Annotated in this window: 15 protein-coding genes and 2 tRNA genes; 13 read left to right on the plus strand and 4 right to left on the minus strand. The window is 56.3% G+C overall.

All coding sequences use genetic code 11. The features are described 5' to 3' along the window. The first annotated feature begins 209 nt into the window (after positions 1–209). The 9 genes from dnaA to H2O65_RS00045 all read left to right on the plus strand — a co-directional run bounded on the left by dnaA (position 210) and on the right by H2O65_RS00045 (position 11,178). Positions 210–1,643, plus strand: a complete 1,434-nt coding sequence (gene dnaA / locus H2O65_RS00005) for a chromosomal replication initiator protein DnaA (protein WP_182141603.1) — start codon at positions 210–212, stop codon at positions 1,641–1,643. A 437-nt stretch (positions 1,644–2,080) separates the two neighbouring features. Continuing rightward, positions 2,081–3,217 carry a DNA polymerase III subunit beta gene (gene dnaN / locus H2O65_RS00010; RefSeq protein WP_182141604.1) on the plus strand — a complete coding sequence of 379 codons (1,137 nt, stop codon included), beginning with the start codon at positions 2,081–2,083 and terminating at the stop codon, positions 3,215–3,217. A 20-nt stretch (positions 3,218–3,237) separates the two neighbouring features. After that, positions 3,238–4,464, plus strand: coding sequence for a DNA replication/repair protein RecF (gene recF, locus H2O65_RS00015; protein WP_182141605.1), 1,227 nt, complete (start codon positions 3,238–3,240; stop codon positions 4,462–4,464). Next, positions 4,457–5,116, plus strand: coding sequence for a DUF721 domain-containing protein (locus H2O65_RS00020; RefSeq protein WP_182141606.1), 660 nt, complete (start codon positions 4,457–4,459; stop codon positions 5,114–5,116). The genes recF and H2O65_RS00020 overlap by 8 nt, the downstream gene beginning before the upstream one ends. A gap of 344 nt (positions 5,117–5,460) precedes the next feature. Continuing rightward, the gene (gene gyrB / locus H2O65_RS00025) at positions 5,461–7,539 is read left to right on the plus strand and encodes a DNA topoisomerase (ATP-hydrolyzing) subunit B (RefSeq protein ID WP_182141607.1); all 2,079 of its coding nucleotides are present in this window, start codon (positions 5,461–5,463) and stop codon (positions 7,537–7,539) included. A gap of 227 nt (positions 7,540–7,766) precedes the next feature. Next, positions 7,767–10,292 carry a DNA gyrase subunit A gene (gene gyrA / locus H2O65_RS00030; protein ID WP_259349620.1) on the plus strand — a complete coding sequence of 842 codons (2,526 nt, stop codon included), beginning with the start codon at positions 7,767–7,769 and terminating at the stop codon, positions 10,290–10,292. Continuing rightward, positions 10,285–10,734 (plus strand): DUF3566 domain-containing protein, encoded by a 450-nt coding sequence (locus H2O65_RS00035; RefSeq protein ID WP_182141608.1) that lies wholly within the window; start codon positions 10,285–10,287, stop codon positions 10,732–10,734. Before gyrA ends, H2O65_RS00035 begins: the two co-directional genes overlap by 8 nt. A 91-nt stretch (positions 10,735–10,825) precedes the next feature. Continuing rightward, a tRNA-Ile gene (locus H2O65_RS00040) sits at positions 10,826–10,902 on the plus strand. A gap of 203 nt (positions 10,903–11,105) precedes the next feature. Continuing rightward, positions 11,106–11,178, plus strand: a tRNA-Ala gene (locus H2O65_RS00045). Between the two features lie 100 nt (positions 11,179–11,278). Here H2O65_RS00045 and H2O65_RS00050 read toward each other — a convergent pair. Continuing rightward, positions 11,279–12,337, minus strand: coding sequence for a mechanosensitive ion channel family protein (locus H2O65_RS00050; protein ID WP_182141609.1), 1,059 nt, complete (start codon positions 12,335–12,337; stop codon positions 11,279–11,281). A gap of 164 nt (positions 12,338–12,501) precedes the next feature. Here H2O65_RS00050 and H2O65_RS00055 point away from each other — a divergent pair, with 164 nt between their 5' ends. The 4 genes from H2O65_RS00055 to H2O65_RS00070 all read left to right on the plus strand — a co-directional run bounded on the left by H2O65_RS00055 (position 12,502) and on the right by H2O65_RS00070 (position 16,411). Then, positions 12,502–13,479: a DUF1648 domain-containing protein gene (locus H2O65_RS00055; RefSeq protein WP_182141610.1), complete on the plus strand. Its 978-nt coding sequence runs from the start codon at positions 12,502–12,504 to the stop codon at positions 13,477–13,479. Continuing rightward, positions 13,463–13,861, plus strand: coding sequence for a GntR family transcriptional regulator (locus tag H2O65_RS00060; protein WP_182142575.1), 399 nt, complete (start codon positions 13,463–13,465; stop codon positions 13,859–13,861). Before H2O65_RS00055 ends, H2O65_RS00060 begins: the two co-directional genes overlap by 17 nt. After that, positions 13,854–14,681 carry an NAD(P)H-hydrate epimerase gene (locus H2O65_RS00065; protein WP_182141611.1) on the plus strand — a complete coding sequence of 276 codons (828 nt, stop codon included), beginning with the start codon at positions 13,854–13,856 and terminating at the stop codon, positions 14,679–14,681. The genes H2O65_RS00060 and H2O65_RS00065 overlap by 8 nt, the downstream gene beginning before the upstream one ends. Before the next feature lie 143 nt (positions 14,682–14,824). After that, positions 14,825–16,411, plus strand: a complete 1,587-nt coding sequence (locus H2O65_RS00070; protein WP_182141612.1) for an HNH endonuclease signature motif containing protein — start codon at positions 14,825–14,827, stop codon at positions 16,409–16,411. A 75-nt stretch (positions 16,412–16,486) separates the two neighbouring features. On the opposite strand, the gene H2O65_RS00075 is transcribed toward H2O65_RS00070, so the two are convergent. The 3 genes from H2O65_RS00075 to H2O65_RS00085 all read right to left on the minus strand — a co-directional run bounded on the left by H2O65_RS00075 (position 16,487) and on the right by H2O65_RS00085 (position 20,887). Further along, positions 16,487–17,965, minus strand: coding sequence for a glycoside hydrolase family 1 protein (locus H2O65_RS00075; protein WP_182141613.1), 1,479 nt, complete (start codon positions 17,963–17,965; stop codon positions 16,487–16,489). A gap of 23 nt (positions 17,966–17,988) precedes the next feature. After that, a complete protein-coding gene (locus tag H2O65_RS00080) occupies positions 17,989–19,902 on the minus strand; it encodes a glucose PTS transporter subunit IIA (protein WP_182141614.1) in 1,914 nt (637 codons plus the stop codon). Positions 19,903–20,050: 148 nt separating this feature from the next. Continuing rightward, complete coding sequence (locus H2O65_RS00085; RefSeq protein ID WP_182141615.1) at positions 20,051–20,887, minus strand: PRD domain-containing protein; 837 nt, start codon at positions 20,885–20,887, stop codon at positions 20,051–20,053. Between the last annotated feature and the right edge of the window lie 103 nt (positions 20,888–20,990).

Consider the following 20,990-nt stretch of genomic DNA (forward strand, 5'->3'; position numbering starts at 1 on the left):
GAGATCTTGTTACCGACCACCCATAATTGATAACGCTGATGCCAAGTTTCCGCTAAATAACAACGGTGTAAGACGTGCCCATACTTTCCACAATTTTTTCCACAATCGTCAATTCTGCGACATCCAGATAGGCTAAGGGCCGAGCCAGGCTGAGACCTGGTGTTCAAAATCACCATCAACAAGCGCTGAATTACAGGAAGGCACCATCCATGGAGGGCTCCTCACTCACATCCGCCTGGGACCACGTAGTCACCCAGGTCAACCCGGATGAACTAGGGCCAGCCCACGCCGCGTTTCTCCAGATGGTGAAGCCCCTCGGAGACATTGAAGGGACGATTCTCCTCGCTGTTCCAAACGATTTCACCAAGTCCTACATCGAGAACAGGATGTCTTCGCGCCTCACTGAGGCCCTAACACAAACACTTGGTAAACCAGTTCGTATCGCCGTCACCGTCGACCCTTCCCTGGAGGCAACGCCTGAGAGAGAAGAGCAACCTGACGTTTGGTCACATTCAGAGTTCGAGAGAATGGATCTGACGTCCCAGGAATCAAATACTCCCGGTCCCGAGGCAACGCGGCGTCAACTTCTCAATATGCCGACCCAGAGAATTGCTCTGAATCCGAAGTATCTTTTCGATACATTTGTTATTGGCAGCTCAAACCGCTTCGCACACGCCGCTGCCCTCGCCGTTGCAGAGGCCCCTGGACGTGCTTACAACCCACTGTTCATCTACGGTGATTCCGGATTGGGAAAGACCCATCTTCTCCACGCGATCGGTCACTACGCACTTTCCCTCTACCCACACCTGAAAGTCACCTACGTCAACTCCGAAGAGTTCCTCAACGATTTCATTAGTGCCATCGGCGAGGGCGGAAGAGATGCGTTTAAGAAGAGATATCGCCAAAGCGACATTCTTCTTATCGACGACATACAGTTCATTCAAGGCAAGAAGGAGACCGTGGAAGAGTTCTTCCACACCTTCAATGCGCTCAATGATGCCGGTAAGCAAATCGTCATAACTTCCGATCTTCCCCCGAAGGAGTTAGGCGGCTTTGAGGATCGCCTTCGCTCACGCTTCGCCTCGGGACTGACAACAGACGTTCAGCCACCTGACCTAGAGACCCGCATTGCAATCCTTCAAATGAAAGCAGCTGCAGAACACATCACGGTCCGCTCAGAGGTCCTGGAATACATTGCTTCGCGCATCTCCGCCAATATTCGTGAACTTGAGGGCTCGCTGCTGCGAGTGACCGCGTTTGCAAACCTGACGCGCCAAGAGATCGACCTCCAGTTGGCCCAAATGGTTCTGAAAGACCTACTGTCGGACCCCGAGGACATCGAGATATCTTCGTCCCTCATCATGGGACAGACAGCGTCCTATTTCGGCGTCACCATAGAACAACTCTGCGGCCCCGACCGTTCCAGACCGATGGTGGAAGCCCGGCAGATTGCAATGTACATCTGTCGCGAGCTAACGGATCTGTCCCTTCCAAAGATTGGTGAAGCTTTTGGCGGCCGGGACCACACCACAGTGATGCATGCAAACAAGAAGATCCAGGGACTAATGGCTGAACGCCGCGAAACTTACAACAATGTGACTGAGATTACAAATAGGGTCAAGAGGCAGGCTCGTGGCGCCTAGTTGGAGCTTCCGCTCCACAGGGAATCCTCTCCCAATTCACATCTTTCACTCATGTAGTTCCAAGTCTCGGCCAACGAAACTCACCTGCCTGTGTATACCTGGGGCTGCCTCTCCTGATAACTACAATTTTCAGTGCATAACTATCGCCGTTCTGGTGATAGATGGATGACAACAGATTTGTAATTCACACCCGCCCGTCTATCTCCACTGGTTTGTCAACAATCTTTCAACAGCTAGTTTTGTTGCACAGTGTGCCAGAAGCGGTGATTTCCACAGTTTGCACAGGTGCTACTACTACTACCAATTCAATTAATGAAAGATCTAACTAGGCCCGCAGTTGGGATTATTGGTTGTTTCTTGAGGCCCACCAAACCCGCGTCAGTTGCGGGTACAGTTAAGTTCCGCGCCACTAACCAGCGCTAGCAAATGGAGGAAATGTGAAGTTCAGACTCTCCCGTGATGTATTTTCGGATGCCGTTCAGTGGACTTCTCGTGCTGTGCAACAAAGACCTACAATTCCCATCCTCTCTGCGGTGAGGATTACCGCCCGTGAAAATGAAGTTGAGTTTTCGACGTTTGACTACGAAGTATCCGCGAGGTCAAAAGTAGAGGCCGTGGTTACAGAGGCCGGTGAAGCTCTTGTATCCGGCAGATTGATAACAGAGATAGCTAAGGCGCTACCTAACCAAGATGTCGTGCTAACTCTCAATGACAACCACGTCGATGTGGAGTGCGGACGTGCGAAGTTTGCCCTGCAGGTGATGCCGATAGAAGACTATCCGGATTTGCCCACACTCCCGACGCTCGCAGGGAAGGTTGACGGGCAAGCCTTTTCCCAGGCAGTCTCCCAAGTTGCGATCGCCACATCCAAGGACGACACACTACCGCTGCTTACCGGTGTCAGAGTTGAGATTGATGGATCGCGCATCACCTTGCTTGCCACAGACAGGTACAGGTTGGCTCTGCGGGAACTGGAATGGAATCCTGAAAGCCCATCATTTTCAACGGAATTTCTCGTCAAGGCGCGAGTATTGAACGACGTCGCTCGAAACCTCGGTGGCGGGGGAGCAGTTGATGTTTCTCTGACCCAAGGAGGCGCAACTGAGAGAGCAGCCATAATCGGATTTAGTGCTGGTGAACGACAGGCGACCTCGTCGCTCATGGATGGGGACTACCCACCCGTAAGGAAGTTGTTTCCGGAAGTGACTCCGATGGAGTATGTGTGTGCAAGACAGGAGCTCCTCGAAGCAGTAAAGCGCGTCTCCCTGGTTGTTGAACGTAAGACTCCGGTTCGTCTCGTGTTCGAGGACGGTGCGCTAACGCTGGACGCCGGGGCTGGAGAGTCGGCGCAGGCTCAGGAAGCAGTTCCGCTGGTTGCAGCTGGTGACCCTTTGCGGACTGCATTCAACCCCGAATACTTGCGCGATGGTTTGGCCTCTCTCGACACAGAGTTCGTTCGTTTTGGATTCACCGACGCTAACAAGGCAGCTGTAATGATGGGCCAGCCCGAAGAGAATGGCGAGGGTGATTCGATGTTCAAGTATTTGCTCATGCCGATTCGTTTTGGTGCGTAGGAAGGTCAGTTGCATACGCGGTGTACGTCTCTCATCTAGCTCTCAATGACTTTCGTTCCTATCGGGAACAGGTCGTAGAACTGGCGCCGGGTATCGTTGTTTTTCAGGGGCAGAACGGGCGCGGAAAGACCAACCTGGTTGAGGCGATTGCCTACCTGTCGACATTTTCTTCACACAGGGTTTCGTCCTCGTCCAATTTGGTGAGGGTCGACAGGGACGGCGAAAAGCAACCCGGCGGTGCGGTAGTTCGGGTTCGGGTTCAAGAAGAGAATCGCAGCGTGCTCCTTGAACTTGAAATTGCGCGAGGACGTGCGAATAGGGCGCGTCTAAATAGGGCTAACGTTGCTCCCCGGGAGATCTTGGGGAAGCTCCGAACTGTTGTTTTTGCTCCGGAAGACCTCGAACTATTGCGGGGTGACCCGGCTGTGCGACGGCGGTTCCTGGATGAGATCATCACCAAATTGCGACCCCATTTCTTAGGGGTTCGTCAAGATTTTGAGCGTGTGCTACGCCAGCGCGGCGCAGTCTTGAAGCAGTTTGGGCGTTCGGGATATCCGCTTTCTCCAGAAGATGAAGGGGTTCTGGAGGTCTGGGACCGGCAGTTGGCCGGTCTTTCAGCACAAATAGTTGTGAACAGGTTGGCTGTTGTCCAAGCACTGCAACCTCTGGTGGCAAATTCATACCGGCAGATAACGGATGGCGATCGGTTAGCGGACGTTCAGTATCGAACTCACCTTCGGACGGAACAAGCCGCTGATTCACCGCTCACCTACGGTAGCTTGAAAGTTGTGGAGGGCAGGATAGAGGGGAACGCCGACGAACAAGTTGCAGAACTTACGCTGCGGTACCGGGAGCGTTTGGCTGAGATACGTAGTGATGAACTGAGACGGGGGATCAACCTTGAAGGTGCGCACCGCGATGATCTTGCAATCACTCTGGATGGGCTTCCAGTTCGCGGATTTGCTAGCCACGGCGAGATTTGGTCCTCGGCTTTGATGCTCCGACTGGCGGAGTTGGAACTCCTCCGTTTGGATGGGGACTATCCGGTTTTGATCCTTGATGATGTGTTTGCGGAACTTGACGTGAGCCGCCGACAGGGTCTGCTCTCACAGATGAAGCAGGTAGAGCAGGTTTTGGTCACCGTTGCAGTGGAGGCAGATGTTCCCCAGGAGCTGCACGCGCAGAGAATCAGTATTTCGCGCAGTGGGGATGGCACCAGTCAGGTTGAGGTGCTTGTAGATGAGTGAAGACCGGGACAGAGAGCGCCGTTCTGAGACGGCTAGAGCCTTCTATAGGCGCTATCGCGCACAAACGTTCCAAAGTGGCCAGTTCACGACGCCGTCGTCAGGGAACACGAGTGGAGTTGCAGGCTTCGGTTTGCCAAAGAAGGGCAGCACAACAGGCGACGGGGCGGGAGCTAACAGGCCGGGTGAAGAAGCCACAGACAAGGGAGATTTGCCCCGAATTACAGACCAACTTGAGACAGGCTGGACTGCTCCCCCGGGAACATACAGATCAAAAAATGGTACGGGTCGGTCCCGGTGGGACCCAGCTGCGCTGGGAGACGTACTTGGAATTGAAGTAGCGAAGAGAGGTTGGGATCGAACGCTGTCAGTCGCCTCAGTTACTGGTGACTGGGAACAGATCGTTGGTCCACAGGTTGCGCAACACTGTCCGATAGAGAGTTTCGAGGGCGGTACGCTTATCGCCCGGGCCGATTCAACAGCGTGGGCTCAACAGTTGCAGATCCTTCTCCCACATATCCACAGACGGATAGATGAGCGAGTCGGACCGGGCATTGTGGAAAAGGTGATTGTTCGAGCGCCACAAGCCCCGTCATGGGTAAAGGGCAAGAGGACTTTTCGTGGGGGTCGGGGTCCTAGGGACACCTACGGCTAGGCGCTTGGCAAACCCACCACGGGATGTCCTAAATATTTGCCAACTTCATGACTGGGGTTGTTTCACGTACGAGGACGGCGATCAACCCCCTCCCTCGTGGGGGATACCACGGCACAGACATTGGGTGCTGCACGCGCGAAATTGATAGGATTAGGACAGGTTGTAGCCTGGCCTCCGCAACGCGGAAAACGGCTTGGGCTACACGTCAGAAGACAGGTAACGACAACGCTCTCAACTTCCGGTGAATGTGCGGTGCAAAAGGACCGCTGCAGGATTGAGGGTTCAACAGGACTGACCTCTAGGTCAAACGATGCGCCTCAAGACGCAGGTAAGGGGAGTAGTAAGTGAGCGACTCCGCCCAAGAAGTAACCAGAGATACAGAAGGCACAAATCGCCCTAAGCCCAATGGAGCAGAGTACGGCGAAGCAAACATCACCGTACTTGAGGGCCTGGAGGCCGTTCGTAAACGTCCTGGAATGTACATCGGTTCCACAGGGGAACGCGGACTTCATCACCTGGTGTACGAGGTTGTGGACAATGCTGTGGATGAGGCCCTGGCAGGATACTGCGACCATATCGAAGTGGTGATCCTGGAGGACGGTGGCCTGCGGGTAACGGACAACGGGCGTGGAATTCCTGTTGGAATCCACCCAACTGAGGGTCTTCCCACCGTTGAGGTTGTCATGACGATTCTGCACGCTGGAGGCAAGTTCGGTGGTGGCGGATACGCCGTGTCGGGTGGACTGCACGGGGTTGGCATCTCTGTTGTCAACGCGCTGTCCCGGCGAGTGAACACGGAAGTTTATAGGGACGGGCACCGCTGGACGATTGCGTTTGCCAATGGTGGCAAAACCGTGCAGCAGCTTGAACAGAAGGAAGTAACTGACAAGACGGGTACCGTCCAGACTTTCTGGCCCGATCCTGAAATTTTCGAGACTGTTGAGTTCAGCTTCGAGACACTTCGTCAACGATTCCAGCAGATGGCCTTCTTGAACAAAGGGCTGAGAATCAGTCTGCTTGACCAGCGCGTCCTCGAACCCGTTGTTGGTGATGAAATCACCGGTGAGACGATTCCCGGAGATGTACCCGAGGACGTTGATGCTGCAGATGAAATGGCATACCGCCAGGTGTCCTACTGCTACGAACGTGGGCTACCCGATTACGTTGAGTACCTAGACGCAACGAAACGAGTCACACCACTGCACGCCGATGTGATCGATCTGGACGCGGAGAATGATGCGGGCACCATGTCGTTGGAACTGGCGATGCGGTGGACGTCCTCGTACACCGAGACCCTGTACACCTACGCGAACACAATCAACACGTCCGAGGGCGGTGCACATGAGGAAGGTTTCCGCGCCGCACTCACCACGATCGTCAACAAGTATGGGCGCGACAAGTCAATACTTCGCGACAAAGATGAGAATCTATCTGGCGACGATGTTCGTGAGGGGCTGACCGCAGTCCTCTCAGTGAAGCTAACCGAACCACAGTTTGAGGGTCAGACCAAGACAAAACTTGGCAACACTGAAGCGCGGACCTTCGTGCAGCAGCAGACATACGCCCTGATGGGGGATTGGTTTGATGCTCACCCCGCAGAGGCGAAAATCATTATCCTCAAGGCGCAGGCTGCTCAGCAGGCAAGGCTCGCGGCCCGCAAGGCTCGCGAAGCAACCCGCCGTAAGAGCGTCCTGGACGCTGTCTCGCTGCCCTCAAAGTTGCATGATTGCTCGTCGCGGGATCCACGTGTTTCCGAACTGTTTATCGTCGAGGGCGACTCAGCGGGCGGCTCTGCTGTGATGGGACGGAACCCCAACCGCCAGGCAATCCTTCCCTTGCGCGGGAAGATTCTTAACGTTGAGAAGGCTCGCCTAGAGCGTGCCATGAGTAGTGACACGATTCAGGCCCTAATTGGCGCCCTGGGTACGGGTATAGGTGAAGAGTTTGCCATTGAGAAGTTGCGCTACTGGAAGATCATCATGATGGCCGACGCCGATGTTGACGGCCAGCACATTGCGACACTGTTGATGACTTTCTTCTTCCGCTACATGAAGCCGCTGGTCGAGGACGGCCACATCTACTTGGCCACGCCTCCTCTTTACCGACTCAAGTGGTCAAATGCCCCACACCAGTATGTTTATTCGGACGCGGAGCGTGACCGCATGCTTGAAGAAGGAGTTGCCAAGGGGTGGCGCCTACCGAAGCAGGGCGGAATTCAGCGTTACAAGGGACTGGGGGAGATGGACTACTCGGAGTTGTGGGAAACCACGATGGATCCAGATTCCCGCCTCCTCAAGAAGATTGAGGTCGGTGAAGCCGCAGCGGCGGATGAGATTTTCACGGTTCTGATGGGCGATGATGTCGAATCGCGGCGCCAGTTCATTCAGCGTAATGCCGCCGATGTTCGATTCATTGACGCGTAACGGGACAAGAGGAACGACAAGTGACTGACAAGACCCCAGAAGACAACACTGACAACAGTGGCGCGGACAATCCCAACACCGGTGGTGAAGACGTGAACACCGAGGATTTTGAGCCCTCAGAGATTGCTGACGCGGTAGCAGATGCCACCGAGGACGCCCTCGAACAAGTCCGTGTTGATGACACTGTTGTACCCGCCGACCCTGATGGGGAGGAGACGCACGGGCGAATTGACCCGGTCGATCTTGAGAACGAGATGCAGCGGTCCTACTTGGACTATGCAATGTCCGTAATCGTTGGGCGTGCACTGCCAGACGTCAGAGATGGGCTGAAGCCCGTCCACCGTCGCATCATCTACACCATGTTCGATGGCGGCTACCGACCCAATGCTGGCTTCTACAAGTGCATGCGTGTTGTCGGTGACGTGATGTCGCACTACCACCCGCATGGTGACGCTTCCGTGTACGACGCCTTGGCGCGCATGGTCCAGCCCTGGTCGATGCGTTATCCGCTGGTGCTTGGGCAGGGCAACTTCGGTTCTCCTGGCAACCTCGGACCGGCAGCTCCCAGGTACACGGAGTGCAAGATGGCGCCACTTTCAATGGAGCTTGTGCGTGACATAGATGAGAACACGGTTGATTTCCAAGACAACTACGACGGACGCAACCAGGAGCCTGTGGTTCTTCCTGCCCGATACCCAAACCTTTTGGTCAACGGATCTGAAGGCATCGCAGTCGGCATGGCGACCCGTATTCCTCCCCACAACTTGCGGGAGGTAATCAGTGGTGTGCAGTGGTATCTGAGCAATCCGGAAGCGACACGCGAGGAACTACTTGAAGCTCTCCTTGTAAGAATTAAGGGCCCAGACTTCCCATCGCGGGCGACAATCCTGGGACACAAGGGTATTGAGGACGCATATAGAACTGGACGCGGCTCCATTGTTCAGCGCGCCATTGTCGATGTTGAAGAGATCCACAACCGCACCTGCCTGGTCATCAAGGCGTTGCCATATCAGGTCAATCCGGACACGCTGTCCGCCAAGATTGCCGATTTGACGCGCAGCGGTGAGATCCAGGGAATTTCTGACATTCGTGATGAGACCTCTGGACACAATGGTCAGCGGTTGATCATTGTGCTCAAGAGGGATGCGATTCCAACTGTTGTCCTCAACAACCTCTATAAGAGGACTTCCCTTCAAGAGTCCTTCCCCGCCAACATGTTGGCGCTGGTTGACGGGGTGCCAAGGACCCTGTCGATTGATGGCTTTGTCCACTACTGGGTCAAGCACCAGATTGACGTCATCGTGCGCCGCACGCAGTTCCGACTGGCGAAGGCTAGGGAGCGCCTGCATATTCTTCAGGCCTACCTGAAAGCACTCGACCTTCTTGACGAAGTCATCGCCCTCATTCGTCGTAGCCCCACAGTGGAGCAGGCGCGTCAGGGTTTGATGACGCTGCTTCAGGTTGATCAAGTTCAGGCTGACGCGATCCTCTCGCTTCAGCTGCGTCGCTTGGCAGCCATGGAGCGGCAGAAGATTCTTGATGAGCATGCTGAAATCACCGCACGTGTTGAAGAGCTACAGGGAATTCTCAACAGTCCTGCGCGGCAAAGGGAGATTATCAGCGAGGAAGTTGCTGAAATTGATGAGAAGTTCGGCGACGACAGAGTAACCAAGATCGTCCCCTATGGACCAGAGATTTCCATTGAGGCTCTGGTTCCCCAGGAGGACGTCGTCGTAACCATCAGCCGTGAGGGCTTCGCGAAGCGGACCAGACTGGACCAGTACAGGGCCCAGAAGCGTGGGGGCAAGGGCGTACGTGGCACGTCTTTGCGCACAGATGATGAGATCGCGCAGTTCTTCGTCACCAACACTCACGACTGGTTGCTCTTCTTCACAAATAAGGGCCAGGTCTACCGGGTCAAGGCCTACGAGTTGCCCGAGGGCGGTAGGGACGCGAAAGGTCAGCATGTCGCCAACCAGTTGGCGTTCCGACCGGGTGAGACGATCGCGCAAGTCATGGCAATCACCACCTACGACGATGCGGAGTACCTGGTGCTCGCGACCCGTGACGGGTTGGTGAAGAAGACCGCGTTGTCCGCGTACAACTCACCTCGGTCAGCCGGCGTTATCGCGATTAACCTCCGTGAGGACGAGGACGGAAACTCTGACGAGTTGGTTTCGGCCCGCATCGCTAACTCGGATGATGACCTCATGTTAGTTACACGAAAAGGCATGTCGTTACGCTTCGAGGCGTCCGATGAAGCCTTGCGGCCGACAGGCCGCACGACCTCGGGTGTCCGTGGTATCAAACTCCGTAGCGGCGATGAGCTACTGACGATGGAAGTTGTTGTTGACGATGCTGACTTCGTGGTGGTGACCGAGGGCGGATACGCCAAGCGGACTCCGCTTTCTGAGTACCGGGTGCAGGGCCGCGGCGGACTGGGAATCAAGGTTGCCAACGTTCGAGAAGACCGCGGCGCACTTGTGGGGGCCTTGGTTACGTCAGGTGACGAAGAGCTCTTGGCGATCAGCGAGGGCGGCAAGATCGTGAGAGTCAACGTTTCGGACGTCCGTCCGACAGGTAGAACCACGGCCGGGGTGATCCTTGCGCGTCCAGACGAGGACGACCGCTTAATCGCAGTAACTCGAAACACTGAGTCGCAGGTGGATGATGAAGCGCCTCAGGTAGAGTCAGACCAGGCTGTAGAAGACCAGGGAGACACAGTTAGCGGTGAGGAGAACGCAGATGACTGAGCAGGTTGAGGTTGACCAAGTAGTTGTTGCGGACTACGACGCCTACCAGAATGCTGAACCGGAGGCTGTGCATTACGTTGATGAGCCGCGCAGTGTTGAGCTAACGATTGCCAAGATTGATCCCTGGTCAATTCTTAAGACTTCATTCTTGTTGTCGATCGCCCTCGGCATCGCAACTGTTGTGGGAGTCATTGTGGTGTGGTTCGTCCTCGACGGTATGAACGTATTTGGCACTGTTGAGGATTTCCTGATTGAGCTGGGTGCGGAGCGATTCCTCTCTCTTCTGGAGTTTGTACGTCTACCACGTGTTATCTCCTACGCAACCATCATCGGTGTTGGAAATATCGTCATCCTCACGGCAATTTCAACTCTGATTGCATTGCTCTACAACCTGATTGCAACTCTGGTTGGCGGTATCAAAGTGTCCCTGATGGATGAGTGAGTGCGAGGACGGTGAGCGGAATCGCACCTTCTGATGCCCGTTCTGGTTTGGAGTTTCGTGGTGACGGCAGGTAGTCTTTCTCATTGTTGATGGGCCTATAGCTCAGTTGGTTAGAGCGCAGTCCTGATAAGACTGAGGTCGATGGTTCGAGTCCATCTAGGCCCACCATCAACTAGGCCGGAAGGTGTGGGATGAAGTTCGTTGGAAATGCAGTGCTTGCCACTGCGATTCTGGGAACCTTCGTTCTTGCAACTTCAATGGTTATAGATATGATGGACAACGATCGCTTCTGGCATCAGATCTAGCCCATTTACGGGAACTAGTCGGAGGAAGCGGGATGACTGGGGTTTCGGCCTCGGAAATCCAACGTAGGGGCCGTGGCGCAATTGGTAGCGCACCTGCTTTGCAAGCAGGGGGTTAGGGGTTCAAGTCCCCTCGGCTCCACTTTTTATGCTCCAAGCCATCGGCTCTGTATTTTGAAAGTCGATGCTGTACTTACCCCGGAAAAACCTCCGCGTTGGTGGGTGCATGTCCAGGGTATCAACTATGCTTGCGCCGGTGGCGGTGCTGCGCCCTCTGCCAATGTCCTTGTTACAGGTAGCGCATCGGTAGCCTGGGACGATATCCACTCCACCAGTTCCTCACGGACTTGCGCCCGGAGGTCAAATAGGTCGCTTGAATCCGCCGCGCTGACCACGGCGCGAACGCGAACCATACCCCCGGTGGCGTCCTCTACTATGAGGCCGCTCGTCTTTCCGTCCCATAGGGGTGCCTTCGCAAGCACTTCCTCCAGTCTCTTGCGCAGGGAAGCGGGGCTAACCCGCCAGTCAACATCCAGTTGCACGACACCCATCATCTCGGAGGAGCCGTGGGTCCAGTTCTCAAATGGCGTTGTCGTGAAGTATGTCGACGGGAGCACTAGGTGGCGACCATCCCAAGTCTTCACAACCACGGTTGTGAGAGTTACTTCCTCAACACGCCCTTGCTGTCCCGTTGCCACGATGAGGTCGCCAACGCGAACGGAGCCGCTGAACGCCAACTGAAGTCCGGCGAACACGTTTCCCAAGAGTGACTGGGCCGCGATACCGGCAATGACGGAGGCCACGCCGGCGGAGGCGAGGATGCTGGTTCCCACAGCCTCAGCTCCAGGAATCGTGAAGAAGGCAAAACCTAGCGCGACCAACCAAATCGCAGCATTTACGAAGCCGCGAATCAGGGAGAGCTGTGTTTGGATACGCCGCGAGTTTTGGTCATCGTCCGCTTCAATGGGGTGGTGGGAGCGGATGTTGTTTACCGTCCCCGTGACGACAGAGGTGAGGAATCCGGCGGCTGCCGCCACAATTGCGATTACCAATATGTGTTGCAGGACTGCCTTTGAACCTTCATGTGGCCAAGATGTGGCTACAGCAATGAGGAGAAAGATGACCGCTGAGAGGACCAGAAGCTGGCGACGGGCACGCGTGTACTGATCCATGAGCAGAGGGTGCCGACGCCGAAGAATTTGGGTAGACAGCCTGAGGATGATGAAGAGGGCGACTTCTGCCAGCACAGCCAGACCAACAGCCAGGGCAAAGCCGCCCAGGGAGCTCCACTCAAATCCCATGACCCTCCCAATCGTCCGTCTGGCTCAAGAACAGGGCCGAACCATTGACTGAATGGTGCACGCTCATCGTGGAATCGGTTCCCCTCTCTCTAAATACTACTTCTCAGGACTCGTTACGCTGGGTGAGACGTTTATAATCTAGTTATTCTAGTATAGTTAGAACTATGAGAAAGAACCTCGTGGCCTCCCTCGCAGTTGGCGTACCGCTTGTAGTCGGCGTGGTGACCACCGTGCTCGTCCTCATCTGGCTACCGCAGATCCCCAATCCCGCAGCGATTCACTGGGGGTTCAGTGGCACGCCGGATGGCTTTGCGCCAAGGTGGGTTTACCCACTGATGACTGCGGGACTCGCCGGGATTCTCCCGCTGGTCATGGGCGCAGCCGTGGTCGGGTCGGCATGGCAGACCGTGTACACGACCACCATACGCATGATCGTGGCCACCGCCGTGGGCCTGTCCTTCTTCCTAGGCACTATCTTGACGGGTTCGGTGTTTGTCCAACGGGGGGTTCCTTCCGCCGAGGACGCCCCCGGAATAGTGCCTCTGATCCTGGTGGGTCTGGTGGTGGCGATCGCATTCGGAGTCGCGGTGTATTCTTTGATGCCAGCCTCATCTCAGCGAAGTCCAGGTGGAGAGGCCGTTACGCCGCTCAAGTTGAACCCTGGGGAAGTGGTGGTGTGGACGTCCTCGGCAACCGGCAGTCTCCCGTTCACTGTCGTGGTGATCGGCATGTGCGTTGTGGTGGCGATGTTGGGCGTTTCAGGAGGGCCGCTTTACCTGCTGGTGGTAGCGGCTCTTGTTGCGGTGCTTCCCTTGGCGTTCGCGATGTTTCACGTGTCCGTTGGTCAGCGAGGTCTGCAAGTTCGCTCAGTGCTGGGATGGCCCAGGCAGCGTATCGGCCTTTCGCAAGTGACTTCGGTCAAGGTCGGAGAAGTGCACCCATTTCAACAGTGGGGTGGATGGGGATGGCGCAGCAACCCCCAGGGAACCGCGGTCGTCACGCGCAAAGGGCCTGCCTTACAGGTGGGACTCGCGAACGGTCGCATGTTCGTGGTTACGTGCGAGGACGCTCGGCGAGGCGCAGCCACACTAACCGCGCTTGTCGAGAGGGAACGTGAGGGACGTGATGCTGCTACTAGTTGACCAAACGTCGGATGAGCCGCTCTTCTCTCAGATCGCGGGGGAAATTCGCAAGCAGATCGCAACCGGGGAGATCGGCGCGGGCACGAGGCTCCCTTCGGCTCGTCTTCTTGCCGAGCAGTTGGGCATCAACCTGCACACGGTTCTCAAGGGCTACCAAATGCTGCGTGATGAGGGACTGGTGGAACTCCGACGCGGGCGGGGGGCAGTTGTGACCGAAAAGGCTGTCATTCTGGCCAGCCTCGCGACCGCCGCGGACGAACTACTGAATCAGGCACAACATGCGGGCATCGACGTTGAGGGCGTCATCTCATTGCTTCGCTCGCGCCGCGCAGATTTTAGTGACGCACGCAGCCCAACGGGTGTTGAATCGAACCATGACTGACTACTATGCACGCCTGAAGATCTTCGAGGGCGCTTCGAACAGCGTCCCAACCTATACTGCCGCGCAAGTCCGGGAGGCCGAACAACCTTTGCTCGAAGCCGGTGTCCCGCTAATGGCGAGGGCGTCATGGGCGCTGGCTCAAGTTGCACTAGCAGAGCTGGGATTGACCGAGGGCGAAAGGGGAGTTGCACCGGTCGCGCGGCCACGCGCCCTCGTCCTCGTCGGCAGTGGAAACAATGGAGGAGATGCGCTGTATGCGGGCGCATTGCTGGCGGATGCCGGGGTTCAGGTCGACGTGGTCCCGGTGGCGACCCGGTGGCACCCGAGCGGCATGGACGCGGCGCTTGCGGCTGGAGCCAAGCGGGTTTTACCGTTTGAGGTTAGCGAGACGCTGGAAGTAGTCGCCACTGCTGCTGGGAGTGAACGTCCTGATTCCCCCTACGACCTCGTCATTGATGGGATCCTGGGCACCGGCACGGGTCCCGACCCGTCTCTTCGTGGGGAAGCTGCGGACCTGGTTTCTGACATCTGGGACTTCTTAGACGGCGCAAGATACTGGCCCCAGGTGGTTGCAGTGGATATACCCAGCGGCATGCACCCTGACACGGGAGAATGTCCTGGCGTGTCCTTGGCGGCTGACGTGACTGTGACGTTTGGTGGCGTCAAGCAGGGCTTGGTCAGGGACGACGCAAAGTGGTTGGTCGGCGAAGTAATTCTGGTGCAAATCGGGCTCGAGGACGAGCTGGCAAAAGTGGATGCGACCGGTGAAGCGGAAGTTCAGAGGATATTGCCGGTCGGTGACACGATTGTGGATGACTAGCGACTTTCCTTGGCCTCCCGTCGGAAAGGTCATTTGTCGGAACCCCTTGTTAGGGTTTCTATATAGAACAAATGTTCGATTGGGTGGGTTCGCTGCTGGGTCTCTGGTCGACTCGGACAGTTAGGTATGGGAAGAGGTGGGTCATGGTTGAGATGGTTGCTACCGGCACGGCATCCTCAACTGGAGCGACGGTGCGCGCGCTGCAAGACGCACTAGCCATCCTGCCAACCGCGGCAGAACTTGCTGCCATGCCAAGCCCTGACTTGTTGGAGCTCACGAGGGTGGCAGCATTCGCCGTGAGGCGGTTAGAGGGCGTGGAGGTTGCTTGCGCTGGCGCATTGGATCGAAACCTCTCCTCCATAGAAGTGGATCAGGTCCTAGAAGATCAGGTTGGATATGTGAACACTGCAGAACTGGTGCGGAACGTTACTGGTTCAACTCTGAATCGAGCCCGTCAACGCGTCAGGCTAGCAGCGGAAGTCCTCCCCAGACCTGGATGCCGTGGTGATGAGGAATGGGGTAGAGCTCCCTTTGCTCTAGTTGCTGCGGGCCTTGATGCGGGGTGCCTGACCGAACTGGGTGCGGCGAAGATTGTTGCGACTGTTTCTAAGCAGGTGCTTGCACCCACCGAAACATCTATGGAGATGGAGACCTACCTTGTGGGTCGCGCTCTTGGCATGACAACCACGCGGGAATCCGTTGACTCTGTCGAAGGAGCTGCCGCTCCCAGTCGTGCCGAGGTATTTGAAGCAATCCGCGCCATGGCATCCCCGAGCGCCGCGGGACCTGTGATGGCCATGCACTTTGATGAGTTGCGTAAGGCGTGCACAGATGCTGAGGTGGAGTGGCTGGACTTCCAGGTGACATTTGAAGATCGCATGACCTGTGAGGAGCGGTGCTTCTCGATTGGGCGCGAACGTGAAGGGCTGGTGCCGATCCGCGGGAAGCTTCTCCCCGAAGTTGCCGCCACGTTGGAAGCCATGGTCAACGCGATTACTTCGCCGCGAACCACTGTGGGAGGGGTGGAGGGGGTCTCCTACCGTCCAGCCGTACCCGACTTGAGTGATCCCACAACCGCAGCAGAGAACCGCGCCCGCTTCATGCTTGAAAATGGTATCGAGCACGGTACCCCGACCCAGCTGCGCCATGACGCATTGGCCGCGATCCTCAACGTGGCTGCGACCTCAAAGGGCCTCCCCTCTCTGGGTGGAGGGCCGCTGACCGTGATGATTCAAACCACCCAAGAGGACATGCAGCAGCGTCGCGCAGGCACGGTCCAGACCAACCAGGGGCAACTCCGCATCTCTGGCATAGGGGTGGCTCATGCTACCTGTGCCGGATCTATCCAGTACTACGCCACCAACTCCAAGGGAAAGATCATTGAGTTGGGAAACCGGCAGCGAATCTTCACCGCTAATCAGAGGCGTGCAATCCTGGCAAGGGATGGTGGATGTGTAATACCGGGCTGCCAGACACCCGCTGACTGGTGCGAAATCCACCACGTCACTCCCCATGCTCAGGGCGGAGCGACGCATACCGACAATGGGGTGCTGCTGTGCTATTCGCATCACCGCCACATTGAGGCAAACGGGTGGAATGTGCGAATGGAGGACGGTGTTCCTCACGTTAGGGCGCCAGAGTGGAGGGACCCAAGCCAATCTTGGTGGCGAATCGAGAAACATAAGCCGCCGCGCGTTTTAAGGCGTCCGTCTGCCTTCCCAGAGACCTAAGTGCCTGAGAGAAGTGGGGCGCGCCCGAAAACTCTTCGAAGCGCGCCCCACTGGTTTGGCAGCTACCCCGGGGGATCAGTACAGGGCGGCGCCGTTTGAGCCAATTACGTCTTTGTACCAGAAGAAGGAATCCTTGCGGCTGCGCGCAAGGCTGCCTTTGCCGTAGTTGTCCTGGTCCACGTAAATGAACCCATACCTCTTTGACATCTGCGAGGTTCCACAGGAAACCAAGTCGATTGGTCCCCAGGTGGTGTACCCGAGGACTTGCACGCCGTCCTTGATGGCTTCATGCAGTTGGATGAGGTGGGACTTGAGGTAGTCGATGCGGTACTGGTCGTGGACAGACCCATCCTCCTCGAGCACATCGTTCGCACCGAGGCCGTTTTCGACCGGGTAGAGCGGAATTTGGTAGCGATCCCACATCTCATTGAGGCTGATGCGGAACCCAACAGGATCGATGGGCCAACCCCACTGGGTGAGCTCCAAATACTCGTTCTTGTCGGTACCGACGAAGTGTCCTGCAGTTGCATCGGCTCCCGGATGGTCCTTGGACAGGTGCGACATGTAGTAGCTAAACGCCACAAAATCGACCGTTCCCTCGGCAAGGATCGCGTCGTCACCCTCTTCCATGACCACGTTGATTTCCTGCTCATCGAAGTAGCGCAACATGTACCCGGGGTAGTAGCCACGCACCTGCACGTCTGAATAAAACAGGTTGATCTGGTCATCCTTGCACGCGCGATATACGTCCTCGGGCTTGGTTGTCAGTGGGTAGTACTGGTGGCGGTTGATCATGCAGCCGATCATTGCGTCTGCTGGAAGGATCTCCCTGGCAGCCTTTACAGCGAGTGCACTGGCCAGGAACTGGTGGTGTGATGCCTGGAAGGCGACCTCACGCAGCGGGCGGTCTGAACGCTCAGCCAGTACCCCGCCGCCCGTGTAGACGCTCACCAGATTCATGTTCATCTCATTGAACGTGATCCAGTACTTCACCTTTGACTTGTAGCGTTCGAAGCATGTTGTCGCAAAGCGAACGAATGGTTCAATGGTTTCCCGCGACAACCAACCGTTGAACTTGTCGGTCAGGGTCACAGGCGGCTCGTAGTGTGACAGTGTGACCAGTGGTTCAATCCCATTCGCCAACAGTTCGTCAAACACTGCATCGTAGAAGGCTAGGCCCTCCTCGTTGGGCTCGGCTTCCAAGCCAGTTGGGAAGATCCGTGGCCATGAGATCGACATGCGGAACGTTGTGAATCCCATTTCCGCAAATAATGCGATGTCTTCTTTGTAGTGGTGGTAAAAATCGATTCCCCACCGCTTCGGGTAGACGCCGTCACCCTTCCCACCGTTGGCCATGAGTTCGTCAAACTCTTCAGATGACACCTCGAAGGTGAAGTTGTCCGCGCCGTCGCTAACCTTCTCTTTGTACTGGGCGAAGTCCGAGGTCGTCAGCCCCTTTCCGCCCTCGTCAAAAGCACCCTCGATCTGGTTGGCTGCGGTTGCGCCTCCCCAGAGAAACCCCTCAGGAAACGTCAGACTATCGTTCTTGATCATTGAAAACTCTTCTCTCTGCAGTGTTAGTTGCGTGCGGTTGCTGTGGCGGGGATGGCAGTGGCGCTGGCCGTAGCGACTTTCGCGACGGGGGAGGTGGCTGTGATCTCGGTGCCCGGGTGAAGCAAATCTTCCTTGTACTCAGCCTTCGTGTTCGTCAGGGCGAGAATGACCGTCGGATCAACGTTGTTGCTGCGTAGAGCGTCAAGGTCAGTTTCCAAGAGGATCTCGCCGGTCACGACGCGGTCCCCGACGGCGGTCTTCATGGTGAATGGTGCCCCACCCATTTTTACGGTGTCGATTCCGACGTGAAGCAACACTTCTGTTCCACCGTCCGTCTTGATGCCGAGGGCGTGGCCCGTGTCGGCAACCAACGTGACGACGCCGTCAACCGGGGAAATGATGGCTCCATTTGTGGGCACGAAGGCAAGTGATGGTCCTAGCAGTTGTTTCGCGAAACTAGGGTCATTCACGCCGCCGATGGCGACAGTGGTCCCGGCGACTAGCGGGCTGTGGAGGATGAGGGCGTCGCCGTTTCCATCAGCGACGGAGGGTGCAATCCCGGCATCGGCCGCCTCAGACGCGGTGGCGGAACTCCCCTTCCACCACACCACCGTGATCGCAAAGGCAACGACGAACGCGGTGGCAGCAGCAATGAGGACGCCAGCAAAAGTGCTGCCCTGCTCTGCATTCATGTAGGTCGGAATGGACAGGACAGATGGAAGTGCGAATGCGTAGGCGCGAACACCAAGTAGGTAGCCGACTGCACCGGCTGTACCCGAGCCGATCAGAGCTGCAATGAAAGGCTTCTTCAAGGGAAGGTTGACGCCGTACATTGCAGGTTCTGTAATACCCAGGAATGCTGCGATACCCGTGGAAACTGAAGTACCGCGCAGGTCGACGTTGCGCGTCTTGAAGAAGACCGCGAAGGCTGCGCCCGACATCGCCAAGGTCTGGAAGAAGAACAGCGGCAGCATGTAGTCGTAGCCAATGGACTGAACGTTCTGCAGCATCAGGGGCTGCAAGGCTGTGTGCATGCCGAACATGACGATCACAGGGATCAGCGCGCCCAGAATCGCACTGGCAATGAAACCAGAGACTTCAAAAAGCCAGGTCACCCCGGCGGCTAGTCCGCCGGCAACATACGAGCCCAACGGTGCGAGGAACGCCAGGGCAAGCGGCACCGTGATCAACAGGGTCAGGGTGGGAACGAAGACAATCTTTACGGTATCCGGGATGATTCGCTCAATCAGTTTGTAAACCCACTTCATCAGGTACACGGACAGAATGATGGGGATGACGGAGGATGCGTAACTCTGCAGAGGAATGTTGATGCCCCACAGGGTCAAAGCGTGAACGTCCTCGCTGAGACCATTCATGACGGTCGGATACATGAGTGTTCCGGCCAAAACTAGAGCCAGCGTCTGGTTAACCTTGAAGAAGCGCGCGGAAGTGACCGCAAGGATGAACGGGAGGAACCAGAAGGTCGCGTCGCCAATAATGTTCAGCATTGCCGACCAGTCACTCTCGGGGCTCAGCCACCCCGCGGTCTGCAGCAATACCGTCAGGGACTTGACCATGCCGCCGCCGACAAGTGCCGGGAGGACGGGAAGGAAGATCGCGGCAAAGAAGCCGGTGATTTTGTCTAGGACGGACTTCCTAGGCGCGTCGCCCTCGTCCTCCTTGGGTTGATAGTGGGTCATGAGGTTGTCGTACGACGTTTTCACATCAGGTCCGATGAAGACCTGCAGCTCACTGCCGACAAACTGCGCCCCACTCGTGCCGGGAATCTTGCCTATCTTCTCAACATTTGCTTTCTTCTGATCTTTCAGTGAGAAGCGCAGGCGCGTTATGCAGTGGTAAACCTGAGCGATGTTGTCGGGGCCCCCAACTTCTTGGAGCAACTGCACCGACAGTGCATCGTAATCCTTCTTGGCCATTTCATATCCTTCGTTGGATTTGTTCTTGTGGTTGTAAGGGGTTCTTGAAACAAGAACCCCACAGTTCTGCAGGTGCAGAAATGCGGGGTAAAGCCAACTGAATGTAACTCCCGGGGTTCGCCACCCTCATTGGTGACGGTTGCTGATGCTACTTGGAGGCATCAACAAACGTGTGAACGTGTAGTAGTAGGTACCCCCTTTCCGCGTCTCCGATGGGTTGTCCGAACGATTCCTCAACGTAGAGAGAAATCGATTCAACAATCTCGCGGGCAACCGGTGACGCCTCTTCATACATGACTTGGAAGAGGCGGTTGTTCTCTGGTTCTTGCACCATGTCCGGGTGGGCAATACGGTTGAGGAGGAATCGCAGATGGGTTACAAACCGCGAATAGCCCAGAGAATTCCTGTCCAGGGAGCGATTTAGCTTGTACTCGACGAGGGTGACAACCCGCAGAACATGCATGGTGTCGTCAATGCTCTGAGGCATCGTAGAGGCATCTTGATTGTTGATCATGTGCAGTGCGATTGCGGTTGCTTCTGAGTGGGGGATCGACATTTTTTGGGGCCCGTTGGCGAGTTCCTCAATCATCCACTTGGCGCCCTCGTACTCATTGGGATGCAGCTTCTTGACGATCCACCGAAACGGATGCTCATCGTCGGGGTAGGTGCGTGTCTCAGAGTTGCGCAAGTGATCAACCAGAGAGAAAAGCATGCTGGGGCGGAACGTATATCCGAGCTTTTCCTCGGCTCGGTTCACCAGGGTCTTCACCGCAATGAGGTCTCTGGAGTCAAGTTGCTCAAGCAAACCTAGATTCAACTTCTCCAGTTCATCACTGGTGAATGGGAAACGCATATCCACCTTCGTTGGGTCGACTGCGTCGCCAGGCTTCTTCCCGAAACCACACCCTGTGCCGATGACAATGACGTGGCGATCGTGGATGCGTGCGAGGACGATGCTGTTGTTGTAGACCTTGACAACTTTCATTTGAGCACCCCCTTTGTGCATGAAAAAAGCCACTCCGCATCCCCAAAGTAACGGGGTTGAGAGTGGCGCTCTGACGATAACGCTTCCGACCAATCTGAAACTA

This window comes from Schaalia sp. JY-X169, assembly GCF_014069575.1.
Taxonomy (GTDB): domain Bacteria; phylum Actinomycetota; class Actinomycetes; order Actinomycetales; family Actinomycetaceae; genus Scrofimicrobium.

Bases quoted from the DNA above. Each gene is read 5' to 3' on its own strand.
- H2O65_RS00060 (WP_182142575.1), top strand. From the start codon at position 13,463: ATGCTGCTACTAGTTGACCAAACGTCGGATGAGCCGCTCTTCTCTCAG.
- H2O65_RS00075 (WP_182141613.1), bottom strand. From the start codon at position 17,965: ATGATCAAGAACGATAGTCTGACGTTTCCTGAGGGGTTTCTCTGGGGA.
- dnaA (WP_182141603.1), top strand. From the start codon at position 210: ATGGAGGGCTCCTCACTCACATCCGCCTGGGACCACGTAGTCACCCAG.
- H2O65_RS00050 (WP_182141609.1), bottom strand. From the start codon at position 12,337: ATGGGATTTGAGTGGAGCTCCCTGGGCGGCTTTGCCCTGGCTGTTGGT.
- H2O65_RS00055 (WP_182141610.1), top strand. From the start codon at position 12,502: ATGAGAAAGAACCTCGTGGCCTCCCTCGCAGTTGGCGTACCGCTTGTA.
- H2O65_RS00070 (WP_182141612.1), top strand. From the start codon at position 14,825: ATGGTTGAGATGGTTGCTACCGGCACGGCATCCTCAACTGGAGCGACG.
- H2O65_RS00080 (WP_182141614.1), bottom strand. From the start codon at position 19,902: ATGGCCAAGAAGGATTACGATGCACTGTCGGTGCAGTTGCTCCAAGAA.
- H2O65_RS00035 (WP_182141608.1), top strand. From the start codon at position 10,285: ATGACTGAGCAGGTTGAGGTTGACCAAGTAGTTGTTGCGGACTACGAC.
- H2O65_RS00020 (WP_182141606.1), top strand. From the start codon at position 4,457: ATGAGTGAAGACCGGGACAGAGAGCGCCGTTCTGAGACGGCTAGAGCC.
- H2O65_RS00065 (WP_182141611.1), top strand. From the start codon at position 13,854: ATGACTGACTACTATGCACGCCTGAAGATCTTCGAGGGCGCTTCGAAC.
- H2O65_RS00085 (WP_182141615.1), bottom strand. From the start codon at position 20,887: ATGAAAGTTGTCAAGGTCTACAACAACAGCATCGTCCTCGCACGCATC.